Origin of the sequence: Maribacter sp. R86514 (assembly GCF_044597005.1) — a bacterium.
Lineage (GTDB): Bacteria > Bacteroidota > Bacteroidia > Flavobacteriales > Flavobacteriaceae > Maribacter.
In genome coordinates, this window is the sequence record NZ_CP138999.1 from 2,739,692 (window position 1) to 2,762,615 (window position 22,924).

The following is a 22,924-nucleotide window of genomic DNA, read 5'->3' on the forward strand; positions in this document are numbered from 1 at the left end:
TCTAAATTTTTTTGTTCTTTTTTAATTAAGCCAATGCGCTTAAGTACTCCTTTATACCGGTTTCATCCAATTGAACCACATCCCAATCTCTCATAACGTTAGCCCCTTTACTTTCATAGAAACCAATGGCAGGCTCGTTCCAATCCAATACCTCCCAACATATTCTCTTCACCCCTAAATCATTACCATATTTAACCACCTCGTTTAGCAGTGCCGTACCTAAACCTGAACCACGCATTTCTTTAGTGACGATTAAATCCTCTAAATGTATTACAGGTCCTTTCCAAGTAGAATATCTTGGGTATACTAAAGCCATCCCAACAATTTTATCACTCTTTTCTGCAACAAAACAATGAAACAACTTCTGTTTACCAAATCCGTCTTCCTCCAAATCTTGCACACTTACCTCTACTGCATCATCTTCCTTCTCAAAAATGGCTAATTCTTGAATTAATTGAAGCACTTGCTTCATATCTTCTCTCTGGGCAACTCTAATCGTATAATTCATAATTGTTACAAATAAAACACAAAGTTATAAATTTAAAAAATGTAATTAAAATGAAAATGAAACGTTTAACAAAATACACGATATTTGTATATAACCATAAACTAAAAAATGTCTCCAAAAAGAAATCAGACCCTAGGCGAGTTTATTATTGAAAATCAAGATTCATTTCAATACTCTTCAGGTGAATTATCAAAACTTATCAATGCTATTAGATTAGCCGCTAAAGTAGTTAACCACGAAGTTAGCAAAGCAGGGCTAATCGATATTTTAGGCGGAGTTGGTGAAACCAACGTACAAGGCGAAGACCAGCAGAAACTTGATTTATTCGCGAATGACAAATTCATTCAAACATTAAAAAATAGAGAAATTGTCTGTGGTATAGCCTCTGAAGAAGAAGATAGCTTCATCAGTATTAACAGTAATGATGAAAACCATCAAAACAAATATGTAGTTCTTATAGATCCTTTAGATGGTTCTTCTAATATTGATGTGAACGTTTCCGTAGGTACTATTTTTTCTATTTACAGACGTGTAACTCCGGTAGGTACACCAGTAACTATGGAAGATTTTCTTCAACCTGGCAACAAACAAGTTGCGGCAGGGTATGTTGTTTATGGCACCTCTACCATGTTGGTTTATACAACAGGTGATGGTGTAAACGGCTTTACATTGAACCCGGCATTAGGTACGTTCTATCTATCTCACCCTAACATGCAATTCCCTGAAAATGGTAGAATCTATTCTGTAAATGAAGGTAATTACGTGCATTTTCATCAAGGTGTAAAAGATTATATCAAGTATTGCCAAATGGAGGAAGATGACAGACCTTATACTTCTAGGTACATAGGATCTTTAGTATCTGACTTTCATAGAAACATGATCAAAGGAGGTATTTACATGTACCCAAAGAGTAGTGTTACAGAGAGTGGTAAACTTAGGTTATTGTATGAGTGTAACCCAATGGCTTTTTTAGCCGAACAAGCAAACGGTTTAGCCATTGGCGGTAAAAACCGAATCATGGATATTGAACCAACAGAGCTTCATCAACGGGTTCCGTTTTTCTGTGGAAGCAAAAACATGGTAGAGAAACTACAAGAATTTTTAGATAAATATCATTAATAAAAAAAGGGAGCTAAACGCTCCCTTTTTTTTTATTTTATACTTTCGGTATTTATTTATTTAGAAGATATAAATAATCTTCAAAATCGAACTTACCTCCAAATATTGCTACAGAACGCTCAATAATATCATCAGCTTTCTCTCCTGTAAAACCAAGACCAATAGCATATCTCTTAATTAAAATTCTCTCTTCATCATCAATTTCGTGATCAGAGTATACAATTCTAAATAAGTCATATAAACGCTCTAATCTTTTTTCAGAATTTGGTGTAGAATCTATTGGGTATTTATTTTCTTTCTTAAATACCTCTTTATATTCAGACTCGGTAATATCTAACTTACTAGCGAAACGGTCTAATAATTTTTTTTCTTCTGTACTAATTTCACCATCAATAGACGCTAAAGTTGCTAAAGCGGCAAAGTGAGCCAAATTTCTTCTATGCTCCCCACTTGTATATAAATCTGCAAAAGACATATTTTATTTTTTAATTATTTGAGCAAATATAATTTTTTTAGAGGTCATAGTTTCGTTTGTCATCAACTTTGTTTGTAATCTAAATGTGTAACTTGACATTGCTATGAAAACTCCGCTATTACAATTTACAAACAATGGCATTTATTGTGAAGAAGCCAATGTATATTTAGATCCATGGAAACCCGTTGACCATGCCATAATATCGCACGGTCATGCAGACCATAGTAGATATGGTCATAAAAAGTATATAACACATCATAGAAATGTTCCTATTATTCTTCACAGATTAGGTGAAATCAATGTTACAGGAAAAGAATGGGGAGAAACATTCGTCATCAACAATGTAACTTTTAGTTTGCACCCAGCTGGTCATATTATTGGTTCATCGCAAATACGTGTAGAACATAAAGGTGAGGTTTGGGTGTTTACAGGCGATTACAAAACTGAACATGATGGCATTTCTACTCCGTACGAACCTATAAAATGCAACACATTTATAACCGAATGTACTTTTGGACTTCCTGCATTTAAATGGACGCCACAAACAGAAGTGCTAGAGAACATAAATAATTGGTGGGCAGAAAATAAAGCTGAAGGCAAAACCTCTATACTTTTTGGCTATAGTTTAGGTAAGGCGCAGCGTCTATTAAAATATTTAAATACGGACATTGGTGAAATTTACACCCATGGCGCCATTGAAAATATGACAGAGGTATTGCGCCCTCTTGTAGATTTTCCAAAAACGACTTTGATTACCAGAGAAACAAAAAAAGAGCAATTACTGGGCAATATTGTATTAGCACCGCCGAGTGCACATGGCAGTACGTGGATCAGAAAAATGGTCCCTTATGTAACTGCTTCCGCAAGCGGATGGATGACCTTTAGAGGAGCTCGCAGAAGAAGAGCCATTGATAAAGGTTTTGTATTAAGCGATCATTGCGATTGGCCTGGACTTCTACAAAGTATTGAAGCAACAGGAGCGGAAAAAATTATATGCACACACGGGTACACAGATATATTCTCCAAATATTTGCGAGAACAAGGTTATGATGCACGAACTGAAGCTACACAATACGGTGAAGAAGAAAACGAAACCGCACTGGCTTCAAAATCTACTGCAGCCATATGAAAAATTTCGCCCAGCTCATAAAGACACTAGATAGCACCAATAAAACGACGGTTAAGGTACAAGCATTGACCGATTACTTTTTAAAAGCGAACGATGCCGATAAGGTATGGACAATAGCTATTTTATCTCATAGAAGACCACCAAGACCTGTCAATACCACCCTTTTAAGAACTTGGGCATCAGAATTGGCAAATATACCCCTGTGGTTATTTGAAGAGAGTTATCATATTGTAGGTGATTTAGCCGAGACCATAGCATTGGTCATTCCCGCAGCAAATCAGTCATCAGATAAAAGCTTAACAGTCTTCTTACAAGAAATGATCGCATTAAAAAAGAAGACAGATGAAAAAAAGAAAACGTATTTATATGAAAACTGGAAAGTATTAAACTACTATGAACGTTTTGTATTTACAAAATTGATAACTGGCGGATTCAGAATTGGAGTTAGTCAAAAACTTATGACCCGGGCATTAGCCAAAGCTACCGAAATAGATGAAGATATACTAGCGTATAAACTAATGGGAAATTGGGACCCCAACACTATTTCGTTTCAGCAATTGGTACTTGAAGAAAATGAAAGTGATTATTTATCGAAACCCTACCCATTTTATTTAGCCTATGCAATAGAAGGTGAAGCTTCTGACTTAGGCGATATTCATGACTGGTCAGCAGAACATAAATGGGATGGCATCCGCTCACAAGTTATCCTTAGAAATGATGAACTTTTTGTTTGGAGCCGTGGTGAAGAATTGGTGACGGATAAATATCCTGAGTTTGAAAAATTTATCAGCGTAATTCCCAATGGTACTGTTATAGATGGCGAAATTCTTCCTTATCCTAATGGAACAATTGGAACATTTAACGATTTACAAACCCGTATTGGGCGTAAGAATGTAACCGCGGCGCTTATGAAAAAAGTGCCTGTTATTTTAAAAGTCTATGACATTTTAGAATGGGAAGGAAAAGACATTCGACAGTTACCTTTTATGGAGCGCAGGGAGATTTTAGAGAAAATGTTTAACGATATCACCGAACGTAGCCAAAACGAAATACCGCTTCACATTTCTGAAACAATGCATTTTAAATCATGGGATGAGTTGGCACAAGAAAGAGATCGCTCTCGTGAAATGCATAGCGAGGGATTGATGCTAAAAAGAAAAGATTCTCCTTATTTAGTAGGACGAAAAAAGGGTGACTGGTGGAAATGGAAAGTTGACCCGTTAACTATTGACGCCGTACTTACCTATGCCATGAGAGGGCATGGAAGGCGCAGTAATCTCTTTACAGATTATACCTTTGCCCTTTGGAAAGACAACGAGGAAGGAGAAAAAGAACTGGTAACTTTTGCAAAGGCTTATTCCGGATTAACAGATGCGGAATTCAGAAAGCTTGATGCCTGGATAAAGAAAAATACCCTAGAAAGATTTGGACCTGTAAGAAGTGTAACTCCGCATCACGTCTTCGAAATAGCTTTTGAAGGTATCGCGTTATCTAAGCGACATAAAAGTGGAATAGCCACTCGTTTCCCAAGAATGTTACGATGGCGAAAAGACAAGAATATTCATGAAGCGAATACGCTTGAGGATTTGAAGAACTTAATTCCGAGCGAAGCGAAGGAATCTGTTGAATAAAAAACTAATAGTTAATCTACATCTGTTAATTTCACAAACCCAAATAAAATGAAAGGATATGTCTATATAACAACCAATAAAAATAAAACAGTTGTTTATGTTGGAGCTACAGATGACATTAAAAGAAGAATGAATGAACATAAAAACAGAATATACCCAAATGCTTTCACCAAGAAATACAATTGCGATATACTAGTTTATTTTGAGGAATTTGAAAATGTGGAAGGTGCATTTAAAAGAGAATTGAAATTAAAAGCTGGCAATCGGAAAAAAAAGGAAGAGTTAATAAACTCAATGAATCCTGAATGGGGTGATCTTTCTATTAATTGGTTAGACGATAATTTTCAACTTCGGAACAAAAAATAAAATTCAAGAATAAATTAAACAGATTGCTTCGCTTTGCTCGCAATGGTAAAAAGACAAGAACTATACGATATCGCCGAAAATTGGTTTCAAGAACAAGATTGGAAACCATTTAAATTCCAAAAAGACACTTGGAAAGCATTTCTACAGGGTAAAAACGGACTCCTAAATGCACCAACAGGTAGTGGTAAAACATATGCATTGTGGTTTCCTATTGTACTGAATTACATTAAAAAAAATCCCAACTATAAGACAAAGCATAAAAAGGGATTAAAGGCTATTTGGATTACGCCACTACGTGCATTATCCCAAGAAATAAAACAATCCGCAGAACGTATTACCTTAGATTTAGGCACCCAAATGACCGTTGGTATTCGGTCTGGTGATACCACCACGAAAGAACGCGCTAAGCAAAAAAAGCAAATGCCAGATTTGCTGATTACCACTCCCGAAAGCCTACAGCTACTTTTAGCATCAAAAGGTTATGAGAAAATTTTTAAAGACTGTTCGGCAATTGTCGTTGATGAGTGGCACGAGATTCTTGGAACCAAACGGGGTGTACAAATGGAGCTTGCACTATCTCGCTTAAAAAATGTATCGCCACAATTACGAATTTGGGGAATCTCTGCAACTATAGGTAATTTAGAACAAGCACGAGATGTGCTACTAGGTATTGAATCTCAAACTCTTGAAAATTCCGTTCTCATAAAAGCCAAAATCAATAAAAAGATTTCGGTAAAAAGTATCATTCCTAAAAAGATGGAAACCTTTCCTTGGCGTGGGCATTTAGGGCTGCATTTGTTAGAAGATGTAATACCTATTATCAATAATAGCAAAACCACTCTACTTTTTACAAATACTAGAAGTCAGTGCGAAATTTGGTTTCAGAAAATACTGGAAAAACACCCTGAATATGCAGGTGAAATGGCAATGCACCATGGTAGTATAAATAAAGAAACACGGGTTTGGGTAGAAAATGCCATTCGAAATGAGCAGCTAAAAGCGGTTGTTTGCACCTCTAGTTTAGACTTAGGCGTAGATTTTGCTCCGGTAGAAACGGTGATACAAATTGGCGGTCCAAAAGGGGTTGCCCGTTTTTTACAACGTGCTGGGCGTAGCGGTCACAGACCTGGTAAGGAAAGTGTTATCTATTTTCTGCCCACGCATGCCATTGAACTTATAGAAGCATCGGCATTGCAAAAAGCAGTAAAGCAGAATACCGTTGAAGACCGCATACCTTACCTCAACAGTTATGATGTGCTCTTGCAATACTTAACCACTTTGGCGATTTCTGACGGATTCTATCCTAAAGAAATTTATCAAGAAATAAAGCAGACATTTTGCTACCAAGCACTTACTGAAGAAAAGTGGCAATGGTTATTGAATTTTTTGGTGATGGGCAGCCAAAGTTTACAGAGTTATGACGAGTATAAAAAAGTAGAAATTGAAGAAGATGGCAAGTTCAAGGTGAATAATCGCGGTGTTGCGATGCGTCACCGTTTTCAAATAGGCACTATTGTAGGTGATGTAAATTTATCTGTCAAGTACCAAAAAGGAGGCTACATTGGATCTATTGAAGAGTTCTTTATTTCTAAACTAAATAGAGGTGATGTATTTACGTTTGCGGGCAGAAACCTAGAATTCATTCGGATAAAAGAAATGACCGTTCAGGTAAAAAACTCTAACAAAAAAACCAATAAGATTTCTAGTTGGATGGGGAGCCGACTAACACTATCCGCTCAAATGTCCGAGTTACTTAGAAACGAATTATACAGTTCTGGTGAACCTATAAAAAATCAATCTGCAGAAATACGGGCATTGAAACCTCTTTTTGACCGACAGCAAAGAGATAGTATTGTACCCAAACCATCGGAATTTTTAATTGAAACCTTTAAAACTCGCGATGGCTACCATCACCTCTTCTACCCTTTTGAAGGTCGTTTTGTTCACGAAGCCATGGGCAGCTTACTGGGCTATCGCATTAGTTTGCTCTCCCCTATTACTTTTTCATTAGCATTCAATGATTACGGTTTTGAACTGTTATCAGACCAGCCCATAGATATTCAACAAGTTTTGGATAATTATCTGTTTACGACAGATTATATGTTAGATGATTTGCAAAAAAGCTTAAATGCTACCGAAATGGCGCGCCGCAGGTTTAGGGATGTTGCCATTATTAGCGGAATGGTCTTTACTGGCTACCCTAAAAAGGGAATTAAAATGAAGCATTTGCAAAGCAGTTCTCAATTGCTATTCGATGTATTTAGAGATTATGAGCCTGACAATTTGTTATTTCAACAAGCCTTTACCGAGACTTTTGAACACCAATTAGAAGAAGGTCGTTTACGATTGTCCTTAGAGCGAATTGCAACACAAGAAATCGTTTGGAAGGCGTGCGATCAACCCACACCATTTTCTTTCCCTTTAATTACCGAACGTGTGGGACGTGAAAAATTATCAAGCGAAAAATTGGCTGATCGAATTAAAAAGATGGCTGCACTATTGATGAAGAAATAAAAAACCTTGCCCTTTAACCACCAAAGAGGGAATTTCTGTTCTTGAGGTCAACATGAATTTTAAATCCGGACTTTCTTGTAATTTTGCATCAATGACCCATTCCATCATCCTTCATAATCAAACTTTTGAAATGCATTTCTCTGGCGCATTATTCTGGTCAGAAAATTCAATGCTATTGATCAGTGATGTTCATTTAGGCAAGGTTTCTCATTTTAGAAAATATGGCGCTGCAGTACCGCAACAAGCTGTACAGCAAAATTTTGATGCTTTAACTGAAGTTGTAGACTATTTTAAACCTAAAACAATTATTTTTTTAGGTGATTTATTCCATTCCTCATTAAATATAGAATGGGCAATTTTCGAAAAATGGGTAAAAACCATATCAGCTGAAATTATTCTTGTAAGCGGCAATCATGATATCATATCGCCCTTAAAATATGAAGCTTTATCAATAAAGGTAATTCCCGAGTTGATAGTCGATTCTTTTCTTTTGACCCACCACCCAGAAGCACGAGAAGGTCTTTTTAATTTTTCGGGACACATACACCCCGCCATTAAATTAAGTGGATTAGGCAGGCAATCGGTAAGACTACCATGTTTTTATAAAACCAAGCATCAAATGATAGTGCCTGCATTTGGTGAATTTACAGGCACCTACACTTTAGAACCTTCTGATGGTTGTGAAGTCTATGCCCTTTTAGGCGATGCAGTACTACCTGTTCCAATAAAAGAGGTGAAAAAGAAGCGTAAATACCGAAAATAGTTCGTTTAATGTGCTAAAGAGCATAACTTTATAAGATAACCGCTATAGTTTTACATTATGAAAAAGAAGCTATCCGTTCTCAACTTAGTCTCCGTTATTTTGGTCATTCTAGTGAATTACATTTCACAGGCATTTTCTTTAAACGATACTACAATAGGTGAAATGAGCGCCAAGTACGCTAATTTGTTTACTCCTGCAGGATATGCTTTCGCCATTTGGGGTGTTATATTTTTGAGTCTACTCGCATATGGTATTTTTCAAGTAAAAAGAGCTTTTTTCAGTGATAAACCAAGTGATTTTATTGAACAAACAGGTTACTGGTTTGTCTTAGCGAATGTTTTAAACTGTTGTTGGGTAATTGCATTTATGTACAATTACACAGGACTTTCAGTTATAATTATGTTAGGTATTCTGCTGTCGCTCATCAAAATTATTCTGAACACAAATATGGAAAGATGGGATGCACCTATAGAAGTATTGGCTTTTGTTTGGTGGCCTATTTGTTTTTATAGTGGATGGATATCTGTTGCCACCATAGCCAATATATCAGCATATTTAAGCAAGCTAGATTGGAACGGGGGTATTTTATCTGAACAAGCCTGGACGATAAATATGATAGTAGCGGCCATAATCATTAACCTATTAATGATATGGAAGAGAAACATGCGAGAATTTGCTCTTGTAGGTGTTTGGGCATTGGCAGCCATTTTTGTAAGACATAATGGTTCTAATATATACATTGCCTATTCAGCAATGGCAGGTGCTATTATTCTTTTTATCACCATTGCAGCACATGGAATAAAAAATCACAAAACTAGCCCGTTTAAAAAACTTCAAGAACGGTTACAGGAAAAATCCTAGACCATACTTTTTATATCATTTACCCAAGATGGATATGAGAAAATAGTGGACTTTATATCACTATCCGTCATTCCATTGTTAATTGCCATGGTAAAGATATTTATGGTCTCACCGGCATCTGGTCCTAATAAATGAGCACCAACAATCTCATTGGTACGTGCATTCAAAATAACTTTATAGGCGTATAAAGGTGTGTTTATTCTTTTGGTATTGAACCAATCTGTCGCTATTTCAAATTTGACATGTACATTTTTATATCTAGCTCTTGCCTCATCTTCAGAATAACCTACGGTTGCCAAATTTGGTAATGTAAATACCACTGAAGGTATCACAGGGACTTCCAATTCTTTCTTATTCCCGTTTAAAATATTTTCAGCCACCACATAACCTTGCCTACCCGAGAGCGGAGTTAGCGGTAAATTCTTATCAGATACATCGCCACAAGCATATACATTAGGGTTACTTTTACTTTGCAAAAAGCTATTGGTTTCAACACCTTTATCGCTAAAATCAACATTGCCTTTTTCAAGATCTAAAGCCGCTAATGCTGGTACACGACCGGCAGTATTATAAAATACATTAGCTTCTATCGTCTTTTCTACACCTTTAATTTTATACGTCAGCGTACGTAATTTTCGCTTCTTTTTCAAAGAAATCGGTGTTGCTTCAAAAATGAATTTTATACCTAATGACTCAGAATATTTTCTAAGCTCTTTTACTAAATCTTCATCAAACGCATGTAAAGGTCTTTTACCGGTATCTATAACAGTTACTTCGGCTCCAGCTCTTGCCGCCATGTGAGCGAACTCCATTCCTATATACCCTGCACCCACAAATACAACTTTAGAAGGAAGCTTCTTGAGATTTAAAAAATCGTCACTATTCTTAAAATGCTTTGCCCCGGGTATTGTTAGTGTTCTTGGTATTTGCCCCGTTGCAATCACGATCTTTTTTGCAGTAATTTTTTTACCTTCTACTAACAGACTGTTTTTGTCTATAAATTTTGGAGATTGATGAAATAGAACTATCCCCTTTTCTTTTAAAATACGCTCGGTAGAAACGGGAATATTGGTCGTAAAATTTCGCTTATATTTCTGTAGTTGTTTCCAATTGATTTTAGCAGTTTTACTAATTCCCTTTCCTTTTAAATTTTCACTTAATTCGTATGCTTCCATGGCACCCAACAAAATTTTCTTTGGATCGCATCCTCTATTGGCACAGGTACCACCAAACTCACGGTTATCCGTTATTGCTACTTTCATACCGGCTTTTACACAAGCTTTCGCAACGGTTTGCCCCGCAATTCCGCTTCCTATTACAAAAACATCAAACTCCTTATCATCCATAAAACAGTACTTTTTATAATACTACACAATTTGCGACTTTTTACGGGCAATATGTAGCCCATTTGTGATAATAATGAGTGGTATCCATTTCTTAGGTATCCGTATATTTGCAAAAACTTAAACTGTTGAGTCATTCTTCAATACAACAACGGTATAGCCAGTCTCCCCAAATAGGGAAACTGCAAAACGCTATTTCCGATTCTGAAAATTCAGGCACTAAAAACGTTCAATTAAAAGGTCTTGTAGGGTCGTCGTTATCCTTTGTACTCTCAACCATCTTTCAATCAGAAGATCGCCCGTTTTTGGCAATCTTCAATGATAAAGAAGAGGCTGCGTATTATTTAAACGATTTAGAACGACTAATTGGTGAAGATAAAGTTCTTTTTTATCCAGGTAGTTATAGAAGACCTTATCAAATTGAAGAGACAGACAATGCCAATGTACTATTACGTGCAGAGGTGTTGAACAGAATAAATTCAAGAAAAAAACCCGCGGTAATAGTCACTTACCCAGATGCACTTTTTGAAAAAGTAGTTACCAGAAAAGAGTTGGATAAGAATACCCTGAAAATGAAATTGGGGGATACACTTTCATTAGATTTTTTGAACGAGATTTTATTCGAATATAAATTTAAGCGTGTCGATTTTATTACCGAACCAGGTGAGTTTTCTGTTCGTGGGGGTATTGTAGATGTATATTCTTTCTCTCATGACGAACCCTATAGAATTGAGTTTTTTGGTGATGAAATTGATAGTATTAGAACTTTTGACGTAGAAACACAGCTATCTAAAGAAAAGGTAAAGTCAATTACCATTGTGCCCAACATGGCAGATAAATTTTTAATTGACAAAAGACAGAGCTTTTTAACCTATGTATCGTCTAACACCTTAGTTTTCGCTAAGAATACAGACTTTTTATTTGATAGGTTAGATGATTTCTTTGAAAAGGCGAAAGAAGCTTTTACAAAATTGTCAAAAGACATTAAACATGCCGAGCCTGAAGAATTGTTCATGGGCGGCAAAGAGTTTAACGAGCAATTATCTGGCTTTACACTTTTAACACAAGATGCCAAGCGCGACGCTCCCAACCTAGTTGAATTTCATTCAAAACCTCAACCATCTTTCAATAAAAAGTTCGATTTATTAATCGATAATTTAAACGGTTATAAAGATAAAGGCTACACCAATTATATCTTTTGTGCCAGTGAACAGCAAGCCAAACGTTTTCATGACATTTTTGAAGAGGTAAACAAACAGGTTCACTATCAAATCATAGTGTCTCCGTTATTTCAAGGTTTTATTGATGATGACCAAAAATTGGTTTGCTATACCGATCACCAAATTTTTGAGCGTTATCATAAGTTCCATTTAAAGAACGGCTATGCAAAAAAGCAGGCCATAACTTTAAAAGAGCTAAACAAGCTTGAAATTGGTGATTACGTTACCCACATTGATCACGGTATAGGTAAATTTGGCGGCTTACAAAAAATAGACGTTGAAGGTAAAAAACAGGAAGCCATAAAATTAATGTATGGCGAACGTGATATTCTGTATGTAAGCATACATTCATTACACAAAATTTCCAAATTCAATGGTAAAGACGGTGCACCTCCAAAAATTTACAAATTGGGCTCAGGTGCATGGAAGAAAATTAAGGACAAGACCAAGTCACGCGTCAAAAAAATTGCCTTTAACCTTATTAAAATTTACGCAAAACGTAGACTGGAAAAGGGTTTTCAATATAGTCCGGACAGTTACTTGCAAAATGAACTAGAGGCTTCTTTTATTTATGAGGACACCCCAGACCAAAGTACCGCTACCGAAGATGTAAAAAGAGACATGGAGAGTGAGCGACCAATGGATCGTTTAATATGTGGCGATGTAGGTTTTGGAAAAACAGAGATTGCCATTCGTGCAGCATTCAAAGCTGTAGACAACGGTAAGCAAGTAGTAGTTTTAGTACCTACAACCATATTGGCATTTCAGCACCATCGTACTTTTGCCGAGCGATTAAAGGACATGCCGGTAACGGTAGATTATCTGAACAGATTTAGAACGGCAAAAGAGAAAAAAGACACCATACAGCGATTAAGTGAAGGTAAAGTCGATATTATTATTGGCACCCATCAATTGGTCAATAAAAATGTTAAGTTTAAAGATCTTGGACTTTTAATTGTTGATGAGGAGCAAAAATTTGGGGTTGCGGTAAAAGACAAATTAAAGTCCATTAAAGAAAATGTAGATGTATTGACCTTAACGGCAACACCTATACCAAGAACACTTCAGTTTAGTTTAATGGCGGCTCGTGACCTTTCTACAATTACTACTGCCCCACCAAATAGATACCCTATAGAAAGTCAGGTAGTGCGTTTTAATGAAGAAGTCATAAGAGATGCGGTCAGTTATGAAATTGAACGTGGCGGTCAGGTTTTCTTTATTCACAATCGTATTGAAAATATTAAGGAAGTTGCCGGTATGATCCAAAGATTGGTGCCAGATGCCAAAGTAGGTATTGGTCACGGTCAAATGGAAGGTAAAAAACTAGAAGCTTTAATGCTTGGCTTTATGAATAGCGAGTTTGATGTTCTAGTTTCAACCACCATTATAGAAAGTGGACTGGATGTTACCAATGCGAATACTATCTTCATTAACAATGCGAATAATTTTGGATTGAGTGATTTACACCAAATGCGCGGGCGTGTGGGCCGTGGAAATAAAAAGGCATTTTGTTACTTTATTACTCCGCCGTACGAAGTAATGACAAGCGATGCCCGTAAAAGAATTGAAGCACTAGAGCAGTTTACGGAATTGGGCAGCGGATTCAATATAGCCATGAAAGATCTAGAGATTCGTGGTGCGGGAGATTTATTGGGTGGAGAACAAAGCGGATTCATCAACGAAATTGGATTTGAAACATATCAAAAAATACTTGCCGAAGCCATAGATGAGTTAAAAGAAAATGAATTTAAGGACCTATACGAAGAGGTAGAAGGCAAACATGAGAAGGTCTTTGTAAAGGAAACACAGATAGATTCTGACTTTGAGTTGCTCTTCCCTGATGACTACATCAATAATATTACCGAAAGACTAACGTTATATACAGAGTTGAATCAAGTAAAAGACGAAGCAGCGCTTCAAAAATTCGAGGCTCAATTGGTGGATCGTTTCGGCGAATTACCGGAAGAAGCTCAAGATCTATTGAATTCCGTCCGCATAAAATGGATAGCAAACAGTATTGGTCTAGAGAAAATAATAATGAAGCAAGGTAAAATGATCGGGTACTTTATAAGCGATCAACAATCGGCATTTTATCAAACTGCAACATTTACAAGAGTATTACAATACGTGCAGTCACATGCACAGCAATGTAAAATAAAAGAAAAAAAGACCCGTAACGGTTTAAGATTGTTATTAGTATTTGAAAATATACGATCGGTAGACAGGGCATATTTGGCATTGAAACCATTTGAAATTAAAGAAAAAACAACTGCATAATATGGAGTTCGATATACCGGAAAAATTAGCGATTGTACATCTTATTGATTCAGTAATTGTAGCTGATGGCGAGGTTCATACAGGCGAAATAAATGCCTTAAGCAAATTGATGCCTATTATTGATTTTGACAGTAATTTTTTGATTCAAGCGCGTACCATTGATATTGACCAAAGTGTACATATACTTAAGGGAATGTCCGAGGCTAAAAAAATTAGACTAGCAGAAATTCTAGAAGATGTAGCGATATCCGACGGGTATAGACACCAAAAAGAAAGTGATGTAATACGTCATGTATTCTCTGAAATAGGAGTATCTAAAAAAGCGTAGTTTTTTCTTAATTGTGGCAGTCCTGCTACATTGTTCTTCATAAAGTTTACCAAGCTAAACAACTTCTGTATCTTAACGGTTGAATTTAAACATACTGTTTTGAGCGAAATAATAGTTTCTTCTAAAGAAATGACATCTGTTTTAGAGTCTTTGTTCATTAAACACTCTTTCTCAAAAGATCAAGCCGCACTACTGGCTAAAATTCATACCGAAAGCACTTTAGATGGTATTTACTCCCACGGAATAAATAGAGTACCCGTATTTATAGATTATGTCAATAAAGGCTTAATCAAGACAGACGTCATAGCAACCAAAACAGCTTCAATGGGAAGCATGGAAAGATGGGACGGTAATCTAGGATCAGGAGTATTGAACGCCCTAAAATGTACAGACCAAGCAATAACCTTGGCAAAAACTCACGGAATGGGTTTGGTTGCCCTTAAAAACACCAATCATTGGATGCGTGGCGGAACATATGGTTGGCGAGCAGCGGAACAAGGTTGTATCTCAATACTATTTACCAACACCATACCCAATATGCCAGCTTGGGGAGGAAAAGAGAACAGATTAGGTAACAATCCGTTAGTCATCTCCATCCCTAGAAAAGAAGGTCACGTTGTTTTAGATATGGCACTCTCACAGTTCTCTTTTGGAAAAATGCAAAGCTTGGATTTGAAAAATGAAGAACTTCCATTTCATGGGGGCTGGGATAAAAACAATGCACTGACCAAGCACCCTAAAGATATTATAGAAACTGGTCGCGCATTACCGGTTGGGTATTGGAAAGGGTCTGCCCTCTCTATGGTATTGGATATGCTGGCTACTTTATTATCCGCAGGGAATTCAAGCTACAAAATTGGACTCAAGAAAAATGAAACAGCACTTTCACAAGTATGTATGTGTATTGACCCAAGAACGTTTTCTGACCAAGGGCTTCAAGAAAATCTGCTAAATGAAATTATTCAATTTACACATGATGGTCCTTCAATGAGTAAAGGAGAAAGCACATTTTACCCAGGTGAGCGCACATTGACGACTAGAAAAAAATCTAGACTAGAAGGTATGAAAGTAAATAATAAAATCTGGGAAGAAATCCTCAGGTTATTAGATGAAACAAAATCATAAAGACCAACTATACCCGAAAATTGTGTAAAATCTATTGAACAGTTCTTGATTTTATTTATATAAATTAAGAAAGGACTTACAAAAAATCAAACAAGGCTGTATATAGCGCACATTCTACAAAATTTAAAAGTTGAGGTATTCTATTATAGTGAATAAGTAGACGTTAAAATCCATGTTATATACTATTGTTTTTTATATCTTTCAGCTCCTAAAATTATAGCATGGAGTTTGAAGAATTTGTAAAAGCAGCCTTTGTAAAGATGATTTATGAAGTTATAGAAGCAGATGGTGAAGTTCACCCTGGGGAAATAGAAGTTTTAAACAAATTAAAAGATATACTTGGTTTTGACGATGCCTTTTTAGAACGTGCAAAGTTGTTGGCGTATGACAATGCAATAGTTACACTTTACAACTTACCTCATGAGCAAAAAAAAGCTTTAGCAGACATTCTTGATGAAGTTGCCATTTCTGATGGTGCTATTCATAAAAAAGAAATGGATCTTATTATAGAAACCTATATAAATATAGGACTAGGGGAAGAAACAGAGTAAGCAAAAGTATGATAGAGTATACAAAAGAAGAGAAATTAGCTGTAGTGAAAATGGTAGACTATGTTATTCTAGCGGATAGCAAAGTAGACCCTGCAGAAATGCGTTATTTAACGCAACTAATGGACCGTTTTTCTTTTGATAGTTTCTTTATAGGTCAAGCAAGAAATTTAAATAAGGAAAAAGCTTTTAAAATTCTTAGTTTAATGTCTTTGCCTAAAAAAAGAGAACTTGCCAAACTTTTAGACGAAGTTGCTATTTCTGACGGATTTGTACACGACAAAGAGCTTCTAAAAATAGCAGAAGCCCTAGGCCATATGGAAATTAAAAAAGAATTTTCATAAGCTTTTCAAAAATAAAGCACTCAATTGCTTTCTGAATATTACTTTTATTGTCTTTATAGTATTCTTCATAACATCAATACTTTATAAAGGATACTATTCATATTGGTCCGATAATTGTTTTTAAAATTATATGAAAGTTATCTTTAGTATTTGCCTCTTATTTATTTCATTAAGTTCTATAGCCCAAGTCTCCATCGCCGGAAACTTTTCTCCTCCTAAAGATTTTAAATGGTTGATTGCCTATGAGCTAACACCCAATGGTGAACGTTATAGCGTTGACACCGCCGTTAGAGACGGTTCATTTGAACTGGAAATGCCTTTAACCGCACAAGCAGGTATGTATAGATTGGTATATGCCGTACCTCAGGATGAGTTTTATATCGATGTTATTTACAATAAGAAAGAAGATGTAAAATTCAATTTCAATCTTCAAGATGGCTTGACCATTACCAATTCTGAAGAGAATAAATGGTACCACGAGTACTTCTCTAAAATAACCACTGCGCAGGATAAGCTTATAGAATTCTACGAAACCCAAAATAAACCTAATAGGGAATACAATGGTATTATAAAAGAGCTAAATACGATACAAACTTCTTTTGAAGAAAAACACGCTACTACCATTGCCCACAAATTTATTAAAGCGAACAGAAGCTATATACCTTCAGAATTTGAAGATTTAGAAACATTTCTAAAAAATAAAAAGCAACATCATTTTGACTATCTAGCAATTACCGACCCTGTTCTCCAAGGCTCTAATTTCTTAATAGATAAATTCTCTAGTTATGTTTTTTCTGCATTACCAACAGATATTACCACAAAGGAACAATTAGCAATTGAGGTTAATAAAAATGTAAAAACTACGGCAGAATTTATAAAAACTACTCCATTAGGTTTTCAAGAAAGGGCCATGCACCAGTTATGGAAAATAGCTGATGTAAATAACATGCTCAATGTTCAAGATTATATTTTTAAAAACCATTTGAAGAAATTAGCAATAACCAACAATAATCAAAAATTGGTTGATGAAATAGAAATGGCATCACGATTGAGAATTGGAGCCATTTCTCCAGATATTACATGGCAGGCAAATGGCAAAAAGCATTCTCTTTTAACCATCGAGCCAGCAGAAAATTATCTTCTGGTTTTTTGGAGCAGTACATGCTCTCACTGTTTAAAAGAACTTCCTCAACTTCATAAAGAAGTACAAGATTACGAAAACCTAAAAGTAATAGCTGTAGGTCTAGAAGATGATGACGTAAATTGGAAAGAAGTTTCTAAAACTTTGCCAGTCTTTAACCACGCCATAGCATTAGGTAGATGGGAAAGTGATTATGCACGTACATTTGGCATACAAAGCACACCTACCTATTTTATACTAGATAGCGAAAAACGATTTTTAGCTAAACCGGAATCTGATAAAGAAGTTGTAGAATTTCTAGAAAACTAAAGCGACTTTAAATCTTTTATCGTTTTAAACGCCATATCTACTTGCTCATCATTTACTAAAATGGTGAACTCATTGGTTGTAGAAATAACTTCATATAGAACGATACCTTCCCAAGCTAACCTTTGAAAGATAAAGTAATAGATACCTGGTACTGAAACATTCTCAGCAGGTAACTTTACGGTGATAGATGAAAGCTCCTCAGCTTTTTGAGTACACTTTTCATCTTTAAACAGTCTTTCAACTGTTTTATCCATAATATTACTAATTACAATATTAATTTCGTTTACACCACGACTAGAGGTATAGAAAACATCTTGGTTGTTATTGATTTCTTCAAGCAATTTAGCTTGGTGTACCAATATTTTATCTGAAGCTAAAAAAGTGTAGTCGGTTAAAGAAGACCGTACGGTTATCTCACCTATATTCTTTAACACTTTTAGAATTTTATGTGTAGCTCTAAACTCTAGGTCGTCAGAAAGACGTTTCAACGCCATAACAATTGCGCCATTACGTATGTCTTTACCTAATTCATGTTCAATCTCTGGTTTTACTATTCTAGATAGTGATGTAAGATTGATGATGCCTTGTGCTAGAGCACTTTGTAAAAATGGCTTTTTCTTGATGTACTCTTCAACGACTGATGATATTGTTTTCATTTTACTGTATGGTTGTTGTGCAAATATAACAACTTGTTACAAATAAAACAAAATGTTTTTTAATAAATCTACCAATCTAGTAGAATACCTAGAAATGATAAAAGGCAGATTCTAAATGTTCTAACTCAAATTTGCTCTTGTTCTTTAGTATTGTAATGATATCAAACCGCACTTCTACATCAAGATTATTATCGGTTACATAGTGGTCAGCAGCCATAACCAAAAGCTTAATTTTTTTAGGTGTAACTGTTTCCGCAATGTTCTCTATGAAATCTGAACTTCTAGACCGCACTTCAACAATGGCAAGAACATCATCTTTTCTTGCGATAATATCTATTTCAGCTTTAAGATATCTATAGTTTTTATAGTTGATAGCATATCCTTTCTTTTTAAGATAATCTACTGCTATCTTTTCCCCTTCTTTTCCAAATTCATTGTGTTTTCCCATGATATAGTTAATAGATTATGCAATTCATCGAAAATATAGGAATTACAACGCCTTTTTATCAATAAATTTCGTTATTTGAAATCTAATAACCGAAAATAGATAGTTTTAAATACTATACCTAATTTCCTAGCGTTTAGCATAGAAGCCCCAACTCTACGAACGTAATACAAATGCCTATTTAAGATATGGAATATTTCATTAATTGTAATACTTCTACTCTTGCTCCGTACACAGCTAATTTAGATCAGCTAAGAGCAGCTCATTTATACCGCCGACTAGGATTTAGTGCCTCTGTGGCTACTATTAACCAAGCAACGGGTCAATCTGCCGGTGCACTGGTAGATAGCTTGATAGATGAAGCACTAAGTATGCCGGAAATAGCTACCCCTGCCTGGGCAAATTGGAACAATGACAATTACCCAGCAGATAGCGACGCAAGCAATCAACTAAAGAGAGAACAAAAAAATGAGTTTCAGTTGGCCTATGCAAACAGTCTTCTGAACAACAATCTAAGAGATCGATTAAGCTTTTTCTGGAGCAATCATTTCGTTACTGAATTAGACGTATATAATTGTAACGCTTATTTATATGATTATATAGATTGTCTACAACGCCACTGTATTGGTAATTTTAAAACTTTTACTAGTGAAATTGGGTTGACCAATGCCATGTTGTATTACCTTGATGGTGTTTATAACAATGGTAATAATCCAAATGAAAACTACGCTAGAGAATTATATGAACTTTTTACCTTAGGAGAAGGCAACGCCTATACAGAAGAAGATATTATTGAAACAGCCAAAGCCTTAAGTGGTTACGTAGAACGTGGCGAAGTTGGTTGTTCTCCTGTCGCTTTTGATGCTACAAAACATGATGCGGGACCTAAAACCATACTAGGTCAAACAGGTAATTGGGGTTATGACGATGTCATCAATATACTTTTTGAGCAAAGAGCTCCAGAGATAGCAGAATTCATTTGTCGAAAATTATATGAGTTTTTCGTTCATCCAGATTCTAGAGATGACGCCAATAACGCACAAATGATTATTGACGGCATGGCAGCCACATTTGTAACCAATGATTTTGAATTGGCACCAGTATTAAGACTTTTATTTAAGAGTCAACACTTTTTTGATGACGAAGCCATTGGGGTAATTATAAAAAGTCCGGTAGATTTTTATTTTAATACACTGAAAGAATCTAACTTTAGCTATACTGACACGAATGTTGCCGAAATGGTCAACTACAGTGCATTATTAAGTCAAGAAATATTTGAACCATTCGACGTTGCCGGTTGGCAAAGAGACCGATCTTGGATCAACACAAACTTTATGATCGGCCGTTGGCTGACCATTGAAAGTATTCTAGAAGAATTCTATATGGCAGACAATGAGCAATTTCGCTCATTTGGTCTTGAAATATCAGGTAATGAAGGGTTAACCAATCCAAATCCGGATGTTGTTGCAAGACTAATTATAGATTTCATTTTAACGAAGGGACTTCTAAATGAAGAGGAATATGCCAAAGCATTTGCCATATTCCGAAGTGATGTAGAAGATGTTTACTACGAAGGTGGTAATCAAGAATCATGGACATTGGCTACTTGGCCAAAAGGTCCGTTTCAAGTATATCTACTTTTTCAATATTTAGCAAGACAACCTGAGTTTCAATTAAAATAACACCTACTTCTATGTGCAATACACACCATACCCCATTTAAAGGCTTACAACACGAAGGCCATGATGAAGAACATAAAACATGGAGCAGACGCTCGTTTTTACAAGCCATGGGCATTGCTGGATCTGGCTCTATGATGCTAGGATCAAATATGCTATCGGCATCTGCGCCATCGCCTTTATCTGCGGCAATTTCAGGAGCAGAAACAGATAATATTCTTATACTAATTCGCCTATCCGGCGGTAATGACGGTTTAAGCACGGTAATACCTATTGAACAATATGATAGTTATGCCAATGCAAGACCTAATATTTATGTCCCAGAAAGTAAGGTCTTAAAATTAACCGATGAATTTGGCGTACCATCCTACATGAGTGCCTTAGCGCCAATGTGGGAAGAAGGTCAATTTAAAGCGGTACATGGTGTAGGTTATGAAGGTCAGAGTTTATCTCACTTTACAGGGTCAGATATTTTTGCAAATACAGATATAGAAACTACAGGTTTTAGTGGCTTAAACACCGGATGGATGGGTAGGCACTTTGAAAACATGTATCCAGATTATTTAGTAAATCCCCCGGCGGCACCGGCGGCCATACAAATTGGGCAGTTTGGTAGTTTGGTTTTTCAGGGTGATGAAACAAACTATGCATTTGTAACCTCAAATGTAGATCAGTTAGAGGAAATTGCAGAATCTGGTGTAGTATATGGTTTAGAAGATAGTTTATTTAACGACTGTATGTATGGTGACCAACTTAAATTTTTAAGAGGGGTTGCCAATACAACATATGAATATTCCGGTATTATACATGATGCTTATACACGTGGTCAAAACCAAGTTGAATATCAAGATAATAGCTTTGCACGCCAATTGGCACTTATAGCAAGATTGATAAAAGGTAATCTAGGCACTAAAGTATATATGATATCAATGGGTGGTTTTGACACACATGGTAATCAACCACAGGCACATGCTGAACTTATGACAAAATTATCTGTAGCGGTAAACAATTTCTATGAAGATGTAGCTTTTACCCAGCAAGATGACAAAGTTTTGAGCATGACGTTTTCTGAATTCGGTAGACGTATTTTCGAGAATGGATCTAATGGTACAGACCATGGTAAAGCAACGCCAACGTTATTCTTTGGTTCTGGTCTAAATGGTAGCGCCTTTGTTGGTGATCACCCAACGCTAGACGATCCAGATGGTAGAGGTAATCTAGAATACACTATGGATTTTAGAGACCTGTATGCAACAGTTTTAGCAGAATGGTTATGTGTAGACGTACCTTTGGTAGAAGCTCATTTATTGAATTATAAACCTTATGTACCGGTAGACTTAGGCTTTAGTTGTAGTGGTGAGGCTTTTCCGGATATTGTATATAGCGATGGCGAAGTTACTCCGCCGGTATACCCAGACGAAGAAGCAGAAACACCGTTTAATCCAGATTTATTGAATGCCGTTGTTCATAAACCATTTTATCCAACGGATAGTACACCATATATCTATTTAGAGATGCCATTTTCGGCACATGTAGATATTCAACTTTATAATATTCTTGGTCAGAAAGTAGGCACCGTATTTAACGAAATGATGTTTGAAGGTTCTACCGAAATAAATATACGAGAGCGCATGCCCGAACAGCTATCAACAGGTAAGTACATTTATCGTATCAATGTACAAAACCAAAAAATGAGTAAATCAGTGATGGTAGCTTAATTTGTTTCCCAAATGTAAAAAGCCCTATTCAATATTTTGAATAGGGCTTTTTATTTATGTTAATTTAGAATTGTTCATTTTAGATTCAAACCGCAGCTCTTTTTTGACCCTATGGTTCTTATCTTTATAAAGTCTAACGACATCTTCTTTATTAGTACTAGCGTTTTCTATAGCCTTTTCTATCTCGTCTAGACCATTATCCAACATAATTTTTTTAGAATTACCAACACCCATATCTCATATGCTTTAGTTAATAAATAAGTTTTTTCTTACAATAGAACTGAAATTGATACGTTTTATTATATTTTTTCAGCTGTAATTTAACTTTAAGCTTCATTTCTAAAAAAAACCGAAACAAATTCACTTTTCTACAAGACCACAATTGCGAAGTAATTAGTAATTCTCCCCGCAAATTCTGTATTTTT

Annotated in this window: 21 protein-coding genes; 15 read left to right on the forward strand and 6 right to left on the reverse strand. The window is 35.9% G+C overall.

The window, feature by feature from the left end; genetic code table 11:
• Positions 1–25: 25 nt before the first annotated feature.
• Positions 26–508, reverse strand: a complete 483-nt coding sequence (locus tag SJY30_RS11965) for a GNAT family N-acetyltransferase (RefSeq protein WP_396632408.1) — start codon at positions 506–508, stop codon at positions 26–28.
• 108 nt (positions 509–616) lie between these two features.
• Here SJY30_RS11965 and fbp point away from each other — a divergent pair, with 108 nt between their 5' ends.
• The gene (gene fbp / locus SJY30_RS11970) at positions 617–1,627 is read left to right on the forward strand and encodes a class 1 fructose-bisphosphatase (RefSeq protein ID WP_396632409.1); all 1,011 of its coding nucleotides are present in this window, start codon (positions 617–619) and stop codon (positions 1,625–1,627) included.
• Between the two features lie 52 nt (positions 1,628–1,679).
• Here the strand turns inward: fbp and SJY30_RS11975 are convergent, their stop codons facing one another.
• Positions 1,680–2,102: a TerB family tellurite resistance protein gene (locus SJY30_RS11975; RefSeq protein ID WP_396632410.1), complete on the reverse strand. Its 423-nt coding sequence runs from the start codon at positions 2,100–2,102 to the stop codon at positions 1,680–1,682.
• A gap of 103 nt (positions 2,103–2,205) precedes the next feature.
• Between SJY30_RS11975 and SJY30_RS11980 the strand changes: the two genes are divergently transcribed.
• Genes SJY30_RS11980 through SJY30_RS12005 form a run of 6 tightly spaced genes read left to right on the forward strand, consistent with a single transcriptional unit; the run spans position 2,206 to position 9,366 of the window.
• Positions 2,206–3,231, forward strand: coding sequence for a ligase-associated DNA damage response exonuclease (locus SJY30_RS11980; protein WP_396632411.1), 1,026 nt, complete (start codon positions 2,206–2,208; stop codon positions 3,229–3,231).
• Complete coding sequence (locus SJY30_RS11985) at positions 3,228–4,862, forward strand: ATP-dependent DNA ligase (protein ID WP_396632412.1); 1,635 nt, start codon at positions 3,228–3,230, stop codon at positions 4,860–4,862. Before SJY30_RS11980 ends, SJY30_RS11985 begins: the two co-directional genes overlap by 4 nt.
• A 48-nt stretch (positions 4,863–4,910) precedes the next feature.
• Positions 4,911–5,228: a GIY-YIG nuclease family protein gene (locus SJY30_RS11990; protein WP_396632413.1), complete on the forward strand. Its 318-nt coding sequence runs from the start codon at positions 4,911–4,913 to the stop codon at positions 5,226–5,228.
• Positions 5,229–5,270: 42 nt separating this feature from the next.
• Positions 5,271–7,742 (forward strand): ligase-associated DNA damage response DEXH box helicase, encoded by a 2,472-nt coding sequence (locus SJY30_RS11995; RefSeq protein ID WP_396632414.1) that lies wholly within the window; start codon positions 5,271–5,273, stop codon positions 7,740–7,742.
• 52 nt (positions 7,743–7,794) lie between these two features.
• Positions 7,795–8,505, forward strand: a complete 711-nt coding sequence (gene pdeM / locus SJY30_RS12000) for a ligase-associated DNA damage response endonuclease PdeM (RefSeq protein WP_396632415.1) — start codon at positions 7,795–7,797, stop codon at positions 8,503–8,505.
• A 57-nt stretch (positions 8,506–8,562) separates the two neighbouring features.
• Entirely contained in the window at positions 8,563–9,366 is an 804-nt protein-coding gene (locus tag SJY30_RS12005) for a tryptophan-rich sensory protein (RefSeq protein WP_396632416.1), read from the forward strand.
• On the opposite strand, the gene SJY30_RS12010 is transcribed toward SJY30_RS12005, so the two are convergent.
• Positions 9,363–10,712 (reverse strand): dihydrolipoyl dehydrogenase family protein, encoded by a 1,350-nt coding sequence (locus tag SJY30_RS12010; protein ID WP_396632417.1) that lies wholly within the window; start codon positions 10,710–10,712, stop codon positions 9,363–9,365. The two genes, SJY30_RS12005 and SJY30_RS12010, sit on opposite strands and share 4 nt — an antisense overlap.
• Before the next feature lie 125 nt (positions 10,713–10,837).
• On the opposite strand from SJY30_RS12010, the gene mfd reads away from it, so the two are divergent.
• The 6 genes from mfd to SJY30_RS12040 all read left to right on the forward strand — a co-directional run bounded on the left by mfd (position 10,838) and on the right by SJY30_RS12040 (position 18,001).
• On the forward strand, positions 10,838–14,206 hold the full coding sequence (gene mfd, locus SJY30_RS12015; protein ID WP_396632418.1) for a transcription-repair coupling factor: 3,369 nt from the start codon (positions 10,838–10,840) through the stop codon (positions 14,204–14,206).
• 1 nt (position 14,207) lies between these two features.
• Positions 14,208–14,534, forward strand: a complete 327-nt coding sequence (locus SJY30_RS12020; RefSeq protein ID WP_396632419.1) for a TerB family tellurite resistance protein — start codon at positions 14,208–14,210, stop codon at positions 14,532–14,534.
• A gap of 99 nt (positions 14,535–14,633) precedes the next feature.
• Complete coding sequence (gene yiaK / locus SJY30_RS12025; protein WP_396632420.1) at positions 14,634–15,659, forward strand: 3-dehydro-L-gulonate 2-dehydrogenase; 1,026 nt, start codon at positions 14,634–14,636, stop codon at positions 15,657–15,659.
• Positions 15,660–15,880: 221 nt separating this feature from the next.
• On the forward strand, positions 15,881–16,210 hold the full coding sequence (locus SJY30_RS12030) for a TerB family tellurite resistance protein (protein WP_396632421.1): 330 nt from the start codon (positions 15,881–15,883) through the stop codon (positions 16,208–16,210).
• 8 nt (positions 16,211–16,218) lie between these two features.
• Complete coding sequence (locus tag SJY30_RS12035; protein WP_396632422.1) at positions 16,219–16,551, forward strand: hypothetical protein; 333 nt, start codon at positions 16,219–16,221, stop codon at positions 16,549–16,551.
• 130 nt (positions 16,552–16,681) lie between these two features.
• Positions 16,682–18,001, forward strand: coding sequence for a TlpA family protein disulfide reductase (locus SJY30_RS12040; protein WP_396632423.1), 1,320 nt, complete (start codon positions 16,682–16,684; stop codon positions 17,999–18,001).
• On the opposite strand, the gene SJY30_RS12045 is transcribed toward SJY30_RS12040, so the two are convergent.
• Both SJY30_RS12045 and SJY30_RS12050 read right to left on the reverse strand, forming a co-directional pair.
• Positions 17,998–18,657 carry an aspartate kinase gene (locus SJY30_RS12045; protein WP_036151486.1) on the reverse strand — a complete coding sequence of 220 codons (660 nt, stop codon included), beginning with the start codon at positions 18,655–18,657 and terminating at the stop codon, positions 17,998–18,000. The two genes, SJY30_RS12040 and SJY30_RS12045, sit on opposite strands and share 4 nt — an antisense overlap.
• Positions 18,658–18,745: 88 nt before the next feature.
• Entirely contained in the window at positions 18,746–19,105 is a 360-nt protein-coding gene (locus SJY30_RS12050) for a YraN family protein (RefSeq protein ID WP_396632424.1), read from the reverse strand.
• Between the two features lie 185 nt (positions 19,106–19,290).
• Here SJY30_RS12050 and SJY30_RS12055 point away from each other — a divergent pair, with 185 nt between their 5' ends.
• Together SJY30_RS12055 and SJY30_RS12060 are read left to right on the forward strand one after the other, a co-directional pair.
• Complete coding sequence (locus SJY30_RS12055) at positions 19,291–20,784, forward strand: DUF1800 family protein (RefSeq protein WP_396632425.1); 1,494 nt, start codon at positions 19,291–19,293, stop codon at positions 20,782–20,784.
• Positions 20,785–20,795: 11 nt separating this feature from the next.
• Entirely contained in the window at positions 20,796–22,499 is a 1,704-nt protein-coding gene (locus SJY30_RS12060) for a DUF1501 domain-containing protein (RefSeq protein ID WP_396632426.1), read from the forward strand.
• 54 nt (positions 22,500–22,553) lie between these two features.
• On the opposite strand, the gene SJY30_RS12065 is transcribed toward SJY30_RS12060, so the two are convergent.
• Positions 22,554–22,733, reverse strand: a complete 180-nt coding sequence (locus SJY30_RS12065; protein ID WP_396632427.1) for a hypothetical protein — start codon at positions 22,731–22,733, stop codon at positions 22,554–22,556.
• Between the last annotated feature and the right edge of the window lie 191 nt (positions 22,734–22,924).

Excerpts from the sequence above, each read along its gene's own strand:
- SJY30_RS11975 (WP_396632410.1), bottom strand. The coding sequence starts at position 2,102 with ATGTCTTTTGCAGATTTATATACAAGTGGGGAGCATAGAAGAAATTTG.
- SJY30_RS11990 (WP_396632413.1), top strand. The coding sequence starts at position 4,911 with ATGAAAGGATATGTCTATATAACAACCAATAAAAATAAAACAGTTGTT.
- SJY30_RS12060 (WP_396632426.1), top strand. The coding sequence starts at position 20,796 with ATGTGCAATACACACCATACCCCATTTAAAGGCTTACAACACGAAGGC.
- SJY30_RS12055 (WP_396632425.1), top strand. The coding sequence starts at position 19,291 with ATGGAATATTTCATTAATTGTAATACTTCTACTCTTGCTCCGTACACA.
- pdeM (WP_396632415.1), top strand. The coding sequence starts at position 7,795 with ATGAATTTTAAATCCGGACTTTCTTGTAATTTTGCATCAATGACCCAT.
- SJY30_RS12045 (WP_036151486.1), bottom strand. The coding sequence starts at position 18,657 with ATGAAAACAATATCATCAGTCGTTGAAGAGTACATCAAGAAAAAGCCA.
- SJY30_RS11965 (WP_396632408.1), bottom strand. The coding sequence starts at position 508 with ATGAATTATACGATTAGAGTTGCCCAGAGAGAAGATATGAAGCAAGTG.
- SJY30_RS12050 (WP_396632424.1), bottom strand. The coding sequence starts at position 19,105 with ATGGGAAAACACAATGAATTTGGAAAAGAAGGGGAAAAGATAGCAGTA.
- SJY30_RS11985 (WP_396632412.1), top strand. The coding sequence starts at position 3,228 with ATGAAAAATTTCGCCCAGCTCATAAAGACACTAGATAGCACCAATAAA.
- SJY30_RS12010 (WP_396632417.1), bottom strand. The coding sequence starts at position 10,712 with ATGGATGATAAGGAGTTTGATGTTTTTGTAATAGGAAGCGGAATTGCG.
- SJY30_RS12040 (WP_396632423.1), top strand. The coding sequence starts at position 16,682 with ATGAAAGTTATCTTTAGTATTTGCCTCTTATTTATTTCATTAAGTTCT.
- fbp (WP_396632409.1), top strand. The coding sequence starts at position 617 with ATGTCTCCAAAAAGAAATCAGACCCTAGGCGAGTTTATTATTGAAAAT.
- SJY30_RS11995 (WP_396632414.1), top strand. The coding sequence starts at position 5,271 with ATGGTAAAAAGACAAGAACTATACGATATCGCCGAAAATTGGTTTCAA.
- SJY30_RS12035 (WP_396632422.1), top strand. The coding sequence starts at position 16,219 with ATGATAGAGTATACAAAAGAAGAGAAATTAGCTGTAGTGAAAATGGTA.
- SJY30_RS12005 (WP_396632416.1), top strand. The coding sequence starts at position 8,563 with ATGAAAAAGAAGCTATCCGTTCTCAACTTAGTCTCCGTTATTTTGGTC.
- SJY30_RS11980 (WP_396632411.1), top strand. The coding sequence starts at position 2,206 with ATGAAAACTCCGCTATTACAATTTACAAACAATGGCATTTATTGTGAA.
- SJY30_RS12030 (WP_396632421.1), top strand. The coding sequence starts at position 15,881 with ATGGAGTTTGAAGAATTTGTAAAAGCAGCCTTTGTAAAGATGATTTAT.
- SJY30_RS12065 (WP_396632427.1), bottom strand. The coding sequence starts at position 22,733 with ATGGGTGTTGGTAATTCTAAAAAAATTATGTTGGATAATGGTCTAGAC.
- SJY30_RS12020 (WP_396632419.1), top strand. The coding sequence starts at position 14,208 with ATGGAGTTCGATATACCGGAAAAATTAGCGATTGTACATCTTATTGAT.